At 62.4% G+C, this 12776-nt stretch carries 14 protein-coding genes; 11 read left to right on the forward strand and 3 right to left on the reverse strand.

Translation table 11 applies throughout. From position 1 onward, the window contains the following. Positions 1–59: 59 nt before the first annotated feature. From ACP15D_RS11935 to ACP15D_RS11985, 11 genes are all read left to right on the forward strand, one after another. Complete coding sequence (locus tag ACP15D_RS11935; RefSeq protein WP_424957712.1) at positions 60–815, forward strand: hypothetical protein; 756 nt, start codon at positions 60–62, stop codon at positions 813–815. Between the two features lie 94 nt (positions 816–909). Beyond that, the gene (gene typA / locus ACP15D_RS11940) at positions 910–2736 is read left to right on the forward strand and encodes a translational GTPase TypA (protein WP_424957713.1); all 1827 of its coding nucleotides are present in this window, start codon (positions 910–912) and stop codon (positions 2734–2736) included. Between the two features lie 76 nt (positions 2737–2812). Next, a complete protein-coding gene (locus ACP15D_RS11945) occupies positions 2813–3070 on the forward strand; it encodes a PepSY domain-containing protein (protein ID WP_424957714.1) in 258 nt (85 codons plus the stop codon). A gap of 133 nt (positions 3071–3203) precedes the next feature. After that, entirely contained in the window at positions 3204–4526 is a 1323-nt protein-coding gene (locus tag ACP15D_RS11950; protein ID WP_424957715.1) for an ATP-dependent DNA helicase, read from the forward strand. Positions 4527–4719: 193 nt separating this feature from the next. Beyond that, positions 4720–5172 (forward strand): phasin family protein, encoded by a 453-nt coding sequence (locus ACP15D_RS11955; protein WP_424957716.1) that lies wholly within the window; start codon positions 4720–4722, stop codon positions 5170–5172. 146 nt (positions 5173–5318) lie between these two features. Next, entirely contained in the window at positions 5319–5828 is a 510-nt protein-coding gene (locus tag ACP15D_RS11960) for an N-acetyltransferase family protein (protein WP_424957717.1), read from the forward strand. A 202-nt stretch (positions 5829–6030) separates the two neighbouring features. After that, entirely contained in the window at positions 6031–6825 is a 795-nt protein-coding gene (gene dapB, locus ACP15D_RS11965) for a 4-hydroxy-tetrahydrodipicolinate reductase (RefSeq protein ID WP_424957718.1), read from the forward strand. A 2-nt stretch (positions 6826–6827) separates the two neighbouring features. Further along, positions 6828–7535 carry a 2,3-bisphosphoglycerate-dependent phosphoglycerate mutase gene (locus ACP15D_RS11970; RefSeq protein WP_424957719.1) on the forward strand — a complete coding sequence of 236 codons (708 nt, stop codon included), beginning with the start codon at positions 6828–6830 and terminating at the stop codon, positions 7533–7535. 24 nt (positions 7536–7559) lie between these two features. Next, entirely contained in the window at positions 7560–8153 is a 594-nt protein-coding gene (locus ACP15D_RS11975; protein ID WP_424957720.1) for a DUF4337 domain-containing protein, read from the forward strand. Between the two features lie 95 nt (positions 8154–8248). Further along, entirely contained in the window at positions 8249–9361 is a 1113-nt protein-coding gene (gene leuB, locus ACP15D_RS11980) for a 3-isopropylmalate dehydrogenase (RefSeq protein ID WP_424957721.1), read from the forward strand. A 191-nt stretch (positions 9362–9552) separates the two neighbouring features. Further along, the gene (locus ACP15D_RS11985) at positions 9553–10581 is read left to right on the forward strand and encodes an aspartate-semialdehyde dehydrogenase (protein WP_424957722.1); all 1029 of its coding nucleotides are present in this window, start codon (positions 9553–9555) and stop codon (positions 10579–10581) included. A 72-nt stretch (positions 10582–10653) separates the two neighbouring features. On the opposite strand, the gene ACP15D_RS11990 is transcribed toward ACP15D_RS11985, so the two are convergent. The 3 genes from ACP15D_RS11990 to ACP15D_RS12000 form a co-directional block, all read right to left on the reverse strand. Continuing rightward, positions 10654–11148: a MarR family winged helix-turn-helix transcriptional regulator gene (locus ACP15D_RS11990; RefSeq protein WP_424957723.1), complete on the reverse strand. Its 495-nt coding sequence runs from the start codon at positions 11146–11148 to the stop codon at positions 10654–10656. A 237-nt stretch (positions 11149–11385) separates the two neighbouring features. Further along, positions 11386–11970 carry a septation protein A gene (locus ACP15D_RS11995; protein ID WP_424957724.1) on the reverse strand — a complete coding sequence of 195 codons (585 nt, stop codon included), beginning with the start codon at positions 11968–11970 and terminating at the stop codon, positions 11386–11388. Between the two features lie 56 nt (positions 11971–12026). Next, the gene (locus ACP15D_RS12000) at positions 12027–12770 is read right to left on the reverse strand and encodes an inner membrane-spanning protein YciB (protein WP_424957725.1); all 744 of its coding nucleotides are present in this window, start codon (positions 12768–12770) and stop codon (positions 12027–12029) included. Between the last annotated feature and the right edge of the window lie 6 nt (positions 12771–12776).

Genomic DNA, 12776 nt, shown 5'->3' on the forward strand with positions numbered 1-12776 from the left:
GCCCCTCTCTTCGCCGCAATTCTTGCACATGCGTAGTGCGCCAACTGGGGAGCACGCCGATGACCCGCTCGAAGCTCGATAGAACTCTGCGCCGCACCTACGTCGTGCTCGGCGTTATCCTTGCGATCTCGGTCGCGGCCAAGCTCGCGCCCCGCATCCCCGGCCTCGAAGGCACCCAGGCGGCGCGCTTCGCCACCGACATCTATGACTACCTCAAAGACATGTCCCTGGTGTTGGTCACGGTTGTCGCCGCTTACCTCGCCAACGTCTTCCAGAAGCGATCAAAATTCATCGAACGCCTGGAGGAGGAGTGGCGCGGCATCGTCCGCACCAAGTCAGCGTTGTTCGCTTTCTGCGAGAAGGCGAACCCCAGTCCGGATGACTATCTCGCCGCCTTCTGCCGCATCAGCGAGACGATCGACAACATGCGCGTCGTCTACGCCAACGTCGGCGAAACCGACGAACTGATTGGCCTTTATCCTTACGCCCCGCTGCACGACATGCGCCGCGCGCTGCAGACAATCGACCCTGCCAAGGGAGGCGTCTCGCCTGAGGAGCGCAAGCTGATCCGTGACGCGATCCTGCAGGCCTTCTACGCGCTACGCGAAAGCTTCCTGGTCGAGCTCGATATCGGTGAACCCGACAACCCGATCATCCCGCACGCGGCCCGTCGCCGGAAGCAGCCAGGGGCAACCCGCCGAGCCCAGCGCTTGAAAGAAAAGCAGGCCGCTACATATACGTCGCACCCAGCGCCCCGCAGGGCCGAAATCGACGAGTTGCTGGGCCAGTTGCGGACCCGCGAGGAGCCTGCCTAATGCCTGGTTAAGCGGCATCGGAGGCGGGGCCCCTATCGGAATACACGCCGATATGCTAGGTCCGCGCATCTTTTGCAGCGCACAAAGTCCCCGGATGAAGCTCAGAAACATCGCCATTATCGCTCACGTCGACCACGGTAAGACGACCCTTGTCGACGAATTGCTGAAGCAGTCCGGCTCCTTCCGCGAGAACCAGAAGGTCGCGGAACGCGCTATGGATTCCAACGACTTGGAGCGCGAGCGAGGGATTACCATTCTCGCCAAGTGCACCTCCGTCGTCTGGAAGGACACCCGCATCAACATAGTCGATACGCCAGGCCACGCCGACTTCGGCGGAGAGGTCGAGCGCATCCTCAACATGGTCGACGGCGTCGTCGTGCTGGTCGACGCCTCGGAAGGCCCGCTGCCTCAGACGAAGTTCGTCGTCTCCAAGGCCCTGAAGCGCGGCATCCGCCCCATCGTGGCGATCAACAAGATCGACCGCCCTGACGAGCGCCACCAGGATGTGCTCAACGAGATCTTCGATCTCTTCGCCAACCTCGACGCGACCGACGAGCAGCTCGACTTCCCCGTGCTGTACGGATCAGGCCGCAACGGCTGGATGGCGCTCGACCCTGCGGGACCGCAGGAAAGCCTGGCCCCGATGTTCGACCTCATCGTCAGCCATGTGCCGCCGCCGGCACTAGAGCCGGGCCCGACCCGAATTCTCGCAACCACGCTCGAAGCCGACAGCTTCCTCGGCCGCATCCTCACGGGCCGCATTTCCTCGGGCACCGTCAAGCCGAACCAGCAGCTCAAGGCCCTCAACCGCGAAGGCGAGGTCGTCGAGACGTTCCGCGTCTCCAAGGTGTTGGCCTTCCGCGGCCTGGAGCGCGTTCCGGTCGAAGAGGCTGGCGCAGGCGAAATCGTGGCGCTCGCCGGCATGAGCGAGGCGACGGTTTCCGACACGCTGTGCGATCCCTCCATTGAGGTGCCCATCGAGGCGCCTCCCGTCGACCCGCCGACGCTGTCGATGACCTTCCGCATCAACGATGGGCCGTTCGCCGGCCAGGAAGGCGACAAGGTCCAGAGCCGCGTCATCCGCGAGCGCCTCATGAAGGAGGCCGAGCGCAACATTGCCATCCAGGTGACGGACTCCAAGGATGGCGCCGAGTCCTTCGACGTCGCCGGTCGTGGCGAGCTTCAGCTTGCCATCCTGCTCGAGAACATGCGCCGCGAAGGCTTCGAGGTCACCGTTTCGCGCCCGAAGGTCGTCTTCAAGACCGACGAGGACGGCCAGCGGCTGGAGCCGATCGAAGAGGTCATCATCGACGTCGATGACGGTCACTGCGGCATCGTCGTGCAGAAGCTTTCAGAGCGTAAGGGCTCACTTCTCGAGATGCGTCCATCGGGTGGCGGACGCACGCGCCTCGTGTTCCACGTGCCGACGCGCGCGCTTCTCGGCTACCAGTCGGAGCTGCTTTCGGACACCCGCGGCACTGCCGTGATGAACAAGCTGTTCCATGCCTATGAGCCCTACAAGGGCGAGATCGCCGGCCGTCACACGGGTGTGCTGATCTCGAATTCGGACGGCGAGGCCGCCGCTTACGCCATCTTTAACCTCCAGGACCGCGGGCCGTTCTTTATCGGTGCCCAGACACGCGTCTACGTCGGCATGATCGTCGGCGAGCACACGCGCGACAACGACCTCGAGGTCAACGTCGTCAAGGGCAAGAAGCTCACCAACGTCCGCGCTTCCGGCAAGGACGACGCCGTTCTGTTGACGACCCCGATCAAGCTCACGCTCGAAAAGGCGATGAGCTACATCACCGACGATGAGCTCGTGGAAGTCACGCCGGAGTCGATTCGCCTGCGCAAACGTTGGCTCGATCCTAACGAGCGAAAGAAAATGGAACGCGCTCGCGATCGCGACGTCGCTTAAGGTCCAAATTCGCTGTGTGCCCCGTAAATTGCGCGTGTTATAGCGAGTCGTGGCACTCAACGAAGGAGGAACTTCCATGAAGAACTTCGCAATCGTGGCAATCGCGTTGGCGCTCTGCAGTGCTCCGGCCTTCGCCGACTCCAAGCCGGCCGAGGATGAAGCAGGCAAGATCAAGCAGACGCTTTCCGATTGGGGCTGCGACGGCGGCACGTTCGAGAAAGAGACTGAGGCCTCCAGCATTTTTGAAGCCGACGACGTCAAGTGCAAGGACGGCAACCAGTACGACGTGAAGCTCGACGGCAGCTTTAAGGTGATCTCGATCACGCGCGATTGAAAGCCTGTCAGCAAATGAGTGATATGCGCGCCGGCCGATGGACTATCGGCCGGCGCGATTGTTTTCTGGCGCCGCGGGGACTACTTGGAGCTGTTGGCCAAGCGAGCGTGACGGGGGCAGGTTGTCGGACGCAATGGACATGATCAGCGGAACGCCAATTGCCTGGCCCGCTGGCGTGACGCCGCCGCCGGAGTTCGAGCGCGCCATAGATTTCGCACGCTACGATCAAGGCCATCTCTTCGTCACGGGCCGCGCTGGCACCGGCAAATCGACGCTGTTGCGCGTGCTGCGCGATCACATCACCGAAGAGACGGCCGTGCTTGCGCCCACCGGGCTCGCCGCGGTTAACGTCGGTGGCCAGACCATCCATTCGTTCTTCGGCTTTCCCCCGCGGCTGATCCGTCCCGATGATATCAAGCGCAGCCGCAATGGCCGCGTCATGCGCAAGCTGAAGGTCATCATCATCGACGAGGTGTCGATGGTGCGCTCGGACCTGATGTGGGCCATCGACCAGTCGCTTCGCGTCAATCGCGGACGCCCGCGCGAGGCGTTCGGCGGCGTGCGATTGATGCTGTTCGGCGATTTGCATCAGCTCCCGCCCGTCATCCAGGGTGATGTTGCCCAGCACCTGGAAAGCGAGTTCGGCGGCCCCTTCTTCTTTCAGGTCTCGGCCCTCAACGAGGGCGTCGGCGTTTCGCTGCTGGAGTTGGATCAGGTCTTCCGCCAGAGCGATGAGACGTTTCTCACCGTGCTCAATCGCATCCGCGACGGCGACGCGACCGAAGAGGACCTGGAAGCGCTGAACGAGCGCACCCACCCGATCCGCACGCTCGGCGAAGGCGACCCCTATGTCATCCTGACGCCGACCAATGCCGCCGCCCAGCGCATCAACATGGCCTACCTCGACGCCCTGCCGAGCCCGGCCCACAATTACCAAGCCGGTATCACGGGCGAATACTCCAACGGCGCCCACCCGACGGACGCGAGCCTGATCCTCAAGCAAGGTGCCAAGGTCATCCTTTTGCGCAACGATCCCGACAGGCGCTGGGTCAATGGCTCCATCGCCCGCGTTGCCCGCTTGGAGGACAAGCGCGTCTGGATCGAGCTCGACGGCAAGACCCACGAGATCGAGCAGGCTTCGTGGGAAGCCCGGCGCTATGCCTTCGACCAAAACGCCGAAAAGGTCGTCGAGAACGTGACGGGCACGTTCCGCCAGTTCCCGCTGCGCCTGGCCTGGGCTCTTACCATTCATAAATCCCAGGGGCTGACCCTGGATAAGGTCTATATCGATCTTGGTCGGGGTACCTTCGCGCACGGGCAGGCGTATGTAGCGCTCTCCCGCTGCCGCACCCTCGAGGGCTTGGCCCTGGCCCGGCCGCTTCGCCCCTCGGACATAATGTTCGACCCCTCTGCGATGGGCTACCGCAGCCGGTTTTCTCCACTCGGCTTGCGCTAGATCAACACGCTTTCTGAGGCGAGGCGTAAACCTCCGCCCACGGTCTTTGGTGCGACGCACAAACATTTATGTTGCGCTGCACAAAAAAAGCGTGTAGAGTACTAACTGTCAAACGCACACAACTGTTTTTTTGCAGCTTGTGCCCGAATCGTGAGCCGCTCGCCCGCGGCCCCAAAAATTACTGGAGAGAAGAATGAACGATTTCACCCGCCAGGCCCAAGACATGTTCGCCGCCGCCAAGGAAGCGCGCATCCCCGAGAACGTCCAGGCGTTCGCCGAGGAGAGCGTTGCCAAGTCCCGCGACGCCTACGCCAAGATGAACGCCGCGACCCAGGACAGCGTGAAGGCCGTCGAGGAGATCGTCCTCGCCGCCCAGGCTGGCGCCAAGTCGTTCAGCGAGAAGTTCCTGCACACCGCAACCGTCAATGCCGAAGCTGCCTTCGAGGCCGCCGAAGCCATGGCAAAAGCCAAGACGCTTCCCGAGGTTGCCCGTCTCCAGGCTGACTTCTTCAAGCAGCAGCTTGCCGCTGCCAGCGCGCAGACCAAGGAATTCTTCGAGCTGTCGAGCAAGATCAGCCGCCAGACGCTCGAGAGCCTCAACTCGGCTGCCACCAAGACCTTCGACCAGATGAAGAAGGTCGGCTGATCGCTTCGGCGAGACGGCGCGACGATCGAGATTTGAAGGCCGCGGCATGTCCGCGGCCTTTGTCGTTTCAAGTGCGCCCAACTTTCAGCAAACTGCTGCGGGAGCTTCGCATAGTCTGATTTACGGTTGTGGCGTAGTGTATCCTGATGCTGAGCGAACGATCCCATTGCGACATCCGACCCGGCCAGCCGGCCGACGCCGCAGCTGTGAGCGAGGTCTTCCGCACGAGCTGGCACAACGCCTATCAGGGCATCATTCCTCACCTTCAGCTCGACAGCATGATACGTCGCCGCACCTCCGACTGGTGGGCGAAAACGTTGCGCTCTGATGGCGACAACCTGGTGCTCGAGGTTTCGGGAGATGTCGTTGGCTATGCCACATTGGGCCCCTCGCGCACCCGAGGCCGATTCGAAGGCGAGATCTACGAACTCTACATGGCCCCCCCGCATCAGGGGCTCGGCTTCGGCGAGTGCCTATTCGAAGCCTGTCGCTACCGCCTCGATGAACGCAGATTGAGGGGTCTGCTCGTCTGGGCCCTAGCCGACAATGCGTCCGCGTCGGACTTCTACTGGGGTCGGGGCGGTCGACCTGTCGCTACAGCCTACGAGCGCTTTGGCCCCTCGCGCCTCCAGAAGGTCGCCTTCGGCTGGGATTGAGATTGGCATGGCCAACCCCCCGGCCGTGAGACCCTTTTGTCCGCGCCCGTAGGCAATGTGCAGGCACCAGATTGGTTCATTACGCCGCGCCGGTAGCGACGTTTCACCGTCCAACCAAAGTTTTGATGCCGCTCAACTTCCCTCACGGCCGCTTGTGCTGCTATATCGCGGCGCATCCTTCGATCGACACCGAGGTTTCCGGATGAAAGTCGCCGTGATGGGCGTTGCTGGGCGCATGGGTCAGGAGCTCTTGCGCGCGGCGCATGCTGCCGGCTGCTCCATCGTGGGGGCCGTTGAGCATCAGGGCTCGCCGCTGATTGGCGCCGACGCAGGCGAGGTAGCCGGCCTGAAGGCGCTGGGGGTGCCGGTCACCGCCGATGCCCTCGAGGTCATCTCCCGCTGCGATGGCATCCTCGATTTCACTTCGCCTAAGGCAACGGTTGAATTTGCCGGCCTTGCAGCCAATGCGCGAGCCGTGCACGTCATCGGCACCACCGGCCTCAGTGCCGACGACGAGGCTCGCATCGCTGCCGCCGCCCGTCACGCCCCTATCATCAAGGCCGGCAACATGAGCCTCGGCGTGAACCTGCTCGTCGCTCTGACGCGACGCGTGGCCGAAGCCCTCGATGAGGATTTCGACATCGAGATCGTCGAGATGCACCACCGCGATAAAGTGGATGCCCCCTCCGGCACCGCCCTGATGCTCGGCGCTGCCGCAGCGGAGGGGCGCAATATCGACCTTGGCCAGCATGCCGTGCGGGCCCGTGACGGTCACACCGGGCCGCGCCAACGCGGCGACATCGGCTTTGCCGCCCTGCGCGGCGGCAGTGTGGTTGGCGAGCACAGCGTTATCTTCGCTGGTGCCGGGGAACGCATTGAGCTGTCGCACATCGCCGGTGATCGCTCGATCTTCGCACGCGGTGCCGTGAAGGCGCTGCAGTGGGGCCAAGGCAAAGCTCCCGGCCTTTACGCCATGTCTGACGTGCTGGGGTTGTGATCGTGGAAGGTCGTCCAATCGAAGCTACAGACCCGAAGGCGCCATTGGAGCCGGTCGACCGCACTCTCGTGCTCGTTCGTCATGGCGAAAGCGAATGGAACCGCCGCAACCTCTTCACCGGCTGGTGCAACCCCGATCTCACCGAAAAGGGCCTGATCGAAGCCCTGGTCGCCGCCCGCATGCTGCGCGCCAAGGGCATAAGGTTCGACGTCGCCTACACCAGCAAGCTGAAGCGAGCGCAGCGCACGCTCGACATCATCCTCTCCGAGCTCGGCCAGACAAAGATCCCCATCGTCTTTGATGAGGCGCTCAATGAGCGCCATTACGGCGACCTCTGCGGCCTCAACAAGGATGAGGCGAAGCAGCGCTGGGGCGAGGAGCAAGTCCGCGTCTGGCGGCGGAGCTACGACATCCCTCCGCCCGGCGGCGAAAGCCTGAAGGACACCGAGGACCGGGTGATGCCCTACTACAATTCGCACATCTGGCCCGATCTCGCGGCCGGTAAGAAAGTCCTCGTCGTTGCGCACGGCAACTCGTTGCGCGCCCTGATTATGAATCTCGAGAATCTGACTGGCGAAGAGATTCTCAGCCGCGAATTGGCAACCGGCGCACCCATCCTCTACAATCTCGGCGCCGATGGCGTCCCCGTGGTTCGCGACGATCTGCTGCCGTCGCGCAGCATCGACGCCCCGCCGGAAGACATGGTCTGACGCCAGCTTGCATCAGGGGAGCATATGGCATTCCAGGACTTGGCCGACGCCGTAGACGCCGGAAAGAGGCACCGCGATAGACTGATTGCCGTCTACATCGGCATCCTCGCGGTCATCCTCGCCGTCGCAGGTGTCGGCGGTGGAAACGCCACCAAGGACGCCACAGCGCGAAATATCGAAGCGGCCAACACCTGGGCGTTCTTCCAGGCCAAGAACATCCGTCGGCACGAAATCCGCCTGATGATCTCCGAGTTTGAGGTCCTGCTCGCGACGCAGCCGGGCTTGCCCGAGGCCGCGCGCGCCATGATCGACGAGCGCATCGCCAAACTGCGCGCTGACGAAGCCCGCTACACATCCGAGCCCGAGACCGGAGAAGGTACCAAAGAGCTGTCTGCGCGGGCGAAAGAACTCGAGAAGCAGCGCGATCTGGCCATGTCCAAGGATCCGTATTTCGACTACGGACAGGCCATGCTGCAGATCGCCATCGTCCTGGCATCCGTGGCTATCATCACGGGAGGAAGCGCACTGCTCTTCCTCAGCGGCCTCTTGAGCGCACTGGGCACGGTGCTCACGCTAAACGGCTTCTTCCTCTTCTATCACGTCCCCTACATCGGCTGAGCGCATCGCCCAGGCCCTCGCCCCCCTTGCCGCATTCGGGCCAAGGGGATAGCACTACCGCGCTTTTCCCTATCTCCAGTCAGGCACCGAGCGAAATGACCACGTACAATCTGCTTCTGCTCCCCGGTGACGGCATCGGCGTCGAGACCATCGCCGAGGTCGAGCGCATCATCGACTTCCTCAACAAAGCAGGGCGGGTCAAGTTCGCGACCGACACCGGCTTGGTGGGCGGTGCAGCCTATGACGTGCACGGTGTCGCCATTTCCGATGCCGACATGGACAAGGCCCACAAGGCCGATGCGGTGATCTTCGGCGCGGTCGGCGGACCCAAGTGGGACGGTGTCCCCTATGCGGTGCGCCCCGAGGCCGGCCTGCTGCGACTGCGCAAGGACCTCGGCCTGTTCGCCAACCTCCGCCCCGCCATCTGCTATCCGGCGCTCGCCGATGCCTCCTCGCTCAAGCGCGAGCTGGTCGAAGGCCTCGACATCATGATCGTGCGCGAGCTCACAGGCGGCGTTTACTTCGGCGAGCCGAAGGAAATCGTCACCCTCGAGAACGGCGAGAAGCGCGCTGTCGACACCCAGATCTACACAACGAGCGAGATCGAGCGCATCGCCAAGGTCGCTTTCGACCTCGCCCGCAAGCGCGGCAACAAGGTGCATTCGGCCGAGAAGCGCAACGTCATGCGTACCGGTGTCCTGTGGAACGAGGTCGTGACCGCGGTTCACAAGTCCTACGCGCCCGACGTGCAGCTCGAGCACATCCTCGCCGACAACTGCGCCATGCAGCTCGTGCGCAACCCCAAGCAGTTCGACGTCATCGTCACCGATAACCTCTTCGGCGACGTGTTGTCGGATGAGGCCGCGATGGCCACCGGCTCGCTCGGCATGCTGCCGTCGGCCTCGCTCGGCGCCGCTGACCCCAAGACCGGAAAGCGCAAGGCGCTGTACGAGCCCGTGCATGGTTCGGCGCCCGACATCGCCGGCAAGGGCCTCGCCAACCCCATCGCCACCATTGCTTCCTTCGGCATGGCGCTGCGCTACTCTTTCGACATGGGCGCCGAGGCCGATCTGCTCGACAAGGCTATCGCCGGCGTCCTCGCCCAGGGCCTGCGCACCGGCGACATTATGCAGCCGGGCATGACCAAGGTCGGCACGGCCGAGATGGGCAGCGCCATTCTCGCCGAGCTGCAAAAGCTCGCCGCCTGAAATCGCGGCCAGCTCTGCGCAGCCAGCCGGGGGGTGGAAGCGCCCCGCTGGCGCTGCCGGGTGCGGGCCCATAGACTAGGTGCGGGCAGGCCAGGCCCTGCCCCGCCACCCCTTGCGCCAGCAGGCGACCGCGCGTAAGTGAGCCCGACGAATGCAGCATGTCGCTGCATCGAAGAAAATCGGGTTCTCCCATGGGTTATAAGGTCGCCGTCGTCGGCGCCACGGGCAACGTGGGCCGCGAAATGCTGAATGTCCTCGCCGAGCGCGAATTTCCCGCGGACGAGGTCTATGCCATCGCCTCTCGCCGCTCACTCGGCACTGAGGTCTCATTCGGCGACAAAACCCTCAAATGTCAGGACCTGGCGCAGTTCGACTTCTCGAAGGCGGACTTCTGCCTCATGTCCGCGGGCTCGGCCGTATCCAAGGAGTGGTCCCCGCGCATCGGCGCCAAGGGCTGCATCGTCATCGATAACTCTTCGTGCTGGCGCTACGACCAGGACGTGCCGCTGATCGTGCCCGAGGTGAACGCCGACGCCGTCGCCGGCTACACCAAGAAGAACATCATCGCCAATCCCAACTGTTCGACGGCGCAGCTCGTTGTCGTGCTGAAGCCGCTGCACGATGCCGCCAAGATCAAGCGCGTCGTCGTCTCGACCTATCAATCGGTGTCCGGCGCCGGCAAGGAGGCCATGAACGAGCTCTGGTCGCAGACCAAGGGCATGTTCGTCCCCGGCCAGGAGGTCGAGCCCAAGAAGTTCACCAAGCAGATCGCCTTCAACTGCATTCCTCAGATCGACGTCTTCATGGAGGACGGCTACACGAAGGAAGAGTGGAAGATGCTCGCCGAGACCAAGAAGATCTTGGACCCCAAGATCAAGCTCACGGCGACCTGCGTGCGCGTGCCCGTGTTCGTCGGCCACTCCGAGTCCGTCAACATCGAGTTCGAGAACCCGATCACCCCGGAAGAGGCTCGTGCCATCCTGCGCGAGGCGCCCGGAGTGATGGTCGTCGATAAGCGTGAGCCCGGCGGCTACGTGACGCCGGTGGAAGCCGCGGGCGAGTTTGCAACCTTCGTCTCGCGCATCCGCGAGGACGCGACCGTCGAAAACGGGCTCGCGCTGTGGTGCGTGTCCGACAATCTTCTGAAGGGTGCAGCGCTCAACACGGTGCAGATCGCCGAGACGATTATCAATCGCAACCTGCTGCCGAACGCCGCTTGAGCAGGCGGCCAGCAACATCAATTGGCCGGGCAAGCATCACTTGCCCGGCCAATTGCATTTTTGTGCTTTCGATTATTCGGACCGGTCGAGGCCGTTGCGCGTCTGTAGCTTGCCGAGCGCTTTCACGATCTGGTTGAGATCCTGCATGAAGCGCTCGCGCTGCTGCTGGTTGGGAAGCACGCCAAGTATTTTTTCGTCCACGCGCTTCGCCATCGGATCGGTGGCTTTGAGAACCCGCCAGCCCTCCTCCGTCAGCTTGACGGCATAAGCGCGGGCATCCTCTTTCGTGCGGCGGCGCTGCAGAAGGCCCTTCTTGAGCATTCGCCTCACGATGTCGGCCAGCGTCGACCGATCGACGCCGGTCTTTTCCACCAGCAGCGTCTGGCTCAGACCCTCATTCTGCGAGACGGCCAGCAGCACAGCGAATTGCCGTGGCGTCAGGTCGCCCGAGCCTATCTCGTCTTGGAATATGTCGCTTGCACATTGGCCAGCTCGATGCAGCAGGTGAATAGGTGACCGCTCGAGTTTGCCCCCGGCCATTGCTCGCTTTGCCTTGTGACGTGTCATTTCAGATTTCTGGGCAAAGACGAGCACGTTTCGAGTGTCGCGAACGGCAACACGTCGACCCCCCATGCGCGCCCCTGCTTGCTTGGAGTGAAAGTTAGGTTACGGGCTGGAGGAAATACCAGTTTCCCCAATTCGTCCAGAGCAAAACGCCTATTCTTGCAACTAAAACGCAAGAATATTCTTGGCGTTACTATGTCGGCAGAAGATCAGCGTAAGGATGATCGGACTGCGCCAAGCTCAGTCTGCGGGGATTTCATGTGCTCTCAGCAGTCCTATCTGTGAGAGAGCGAAAATCATCGTCAGGGGCATGATCGCGAATACTTTGAAGCTCACCCAGGTGTCGGTGGAGACTGTGCGCCACACCACTTCATTCAAGATCGCGAGAAAAGCGAAAAAGAACGCCCATCGCAGCGTCAATTTGCGCCACCCATCCTCGTTGAGGCGAAATACCTCCCCGAACACGACCTTAAGCAGAGAATGGCCGGCGAGAAGTCCGCCGAACAGCGCCGCGGCGAACAGCGCATTCACGATCGTCGGTTTGAGTTTGATGAAATGGTCGTCCTGCAGCCACAGCGTCAGGCCGCCGAATACGATCACACACGCACCCGAGATGAGAGGCATCACCGGCACTCGCCCGAACATGAAGCGCGAAGCTATGAGCGCAGCGATCGTGGCTACCATGAAGACGCCCGTGCCCCAGAAGATGCCCGCGCGCGCATTGACGACGAAGAATACGACCAGCGGCCCGACCTCGACGGCAAGTTTCAAGAGCTGGGCCCGCGTGGCCGAAGCCTCATCCGGCTTGGTTGCTTCTTCAGTCATAGTTCGGTTGGCTCCCCAGTCCAGCGACCGCCGGTGTGCGACGCGCGCTCGGTCAATTATCCTACGTTTGCCTCGTGCCCGCTCTCGGTCCGGCCGGTAGTAGCGGCCCGGGGACCGGCTTTGGGCGAGGCCGAGGCTGAAGGCTCGGCCGGCATGTCTGCGCCCGCCGGGGCTGACGCCGCATCTTGCGCCAGCGCAGCTACTTCGTCCTCTGGAATCCGATAGCGCTGCATAAGGCGCGTCAGGTACCAGGCATAGAGACCCGAGAGGGGCATGATCAACGCGACTTTGAACGCGATCCAGATCCCCACGCCGTCCATTTGCATACCAACGACATTGTAGATCTGCTCATCCTTGAAGGTCAGCCGGACGAACTCGTTGGCAAACGCAGTAAAGACGAAAAACCACGCGAAGTTCCAGGTGAACTTATCCCACCCGATCTTCGTATAGTGGAAGGTCTTCTCGAAGACGTACTTGAAGAAGTTCCGCTCGAACCAAAGGCCGCCGAACAGAAACAATGCAAACATTGCATTGAAGATCGTGACTTTGATCTGCACCCACATCGGGTCATGGGTGATGATCGTCAGCGCGCCGAAAACCATTGTGACGGTCGAGGCGATCAGCGGGAAGATTGGTAGTCGCCGCAGCACGACGTACATCGTCACGATGGCGATCACCGTTGAGATGATCAGGGCCCACGTGCCAGCCGCGATGCCGTACATCGCGTTTACGATGAACATCAGCACCAGCGGACCGAACTCGCTGAGAATGTTCACGCACTGCTCGGCGTTGAAGGGCATAAATCG

It is taken from the genome of Hyphomicrobium sp. 1Nfss2.1 (genome assembly GCF_965243865.1).
Taxonomy (GTDB): Bacteria; Pseudomonadota; Alphaproteobacteria; order Rhizobiales; family Hyphomicrobiaceae; genus Hyphomicrobium_A.

Bases quoted from the DNA above. Each gene is read 5' to 3' on its own strand.
- ACP15D_RS11975 (WP_424957720.1), top strand. From the start codon at position 7,560: ATGGCATTCCAGGACTTGGCCGACGCCGTAGACGCCGGAAAGAGGCAC.
- ACP15D_RS12000 (WP_424957725.1), bottom strand. From the start codon at position 12,770: ATGCCCTTCAACGCCGAGCAGTGCGTGAACATTCTCAGCGAGTTCGGT.
- ACP15D_RS11995 (WP_424957724.1), bottom strand. From the start codon at position 11,970: ATGACTGAAGAAGCAACCAAGCCGGATGAGGCTTCGGCCACGCGGGCC.
- leuB (WP_424957721.1), top strand. From the start codon at position 8,249: ATGACCACGTACAATCTGCTTCTGCTCCCCGGTGACGGCATCGGCGTC.
- ACP15D_RS11960 (WP_424957717.1), top strand. From the start codon at position 5,319: ATGCTGAGCGAACGATCCCATTGCGACATCCGACCCGGCCAGCCGGCC.
- dapB (WP_424957718.1), top strand. From the start codon at position 6,031: ATGAAAGTCGCCGTGATGGGCGTTGCTGGGCGCATGGGTCAGGAGCTC.
- ACP15D_RS11935 (WP_424957712.1), top strand. From the start codon at position 60: ATGACCCGCTCGAAGCTCGATAGAACTCTGCGCCGCACCTACGTCGTG.
- ACP15D_RS11985 (WP_424957722.1), top strand. From the start codon at position 9,553: ATGGGTTATAAGGTCGCCGTCGTCGGCGCCACGGGCAACGTGGGCCGC.
- ACP15D_RS11955 (WP_424957716.1), top strand. From the start codon at position 4,720: ATGAACGATTTCACCCGCCAGGCCCAAGACATGTTCGCCGCCGCCAAG.
- ACP15D_RS11950 (WP_424957715.1), top strand. From the start codon at position 3,204: ATGGACATGATCAGCGGAACGCCAATTGCCTGGCCCGCTGGCGTGACG.
- ACP15D_RS11945 (WP_424957714.1), top strand. From the start codon at position 2,813: ATGAAGAACTTCGCAATCGTGGCAATCGCGTTGGCGCTCTGCAGTGCT.
- ACP15D_RS11990 (WP_424957723.1), bottom strand. From the start codon at position 11,148: ATGACACGTCACAAGGCAAAGCGAGCAATGGCCGGGGGCAAACTCGAG.
- typA (WP_424957713.1), top strand. From the start codon at position 910: ATGAAGCTCAGAAACATCGCCATTATCGCTCACGTCGACCACGGTAAG.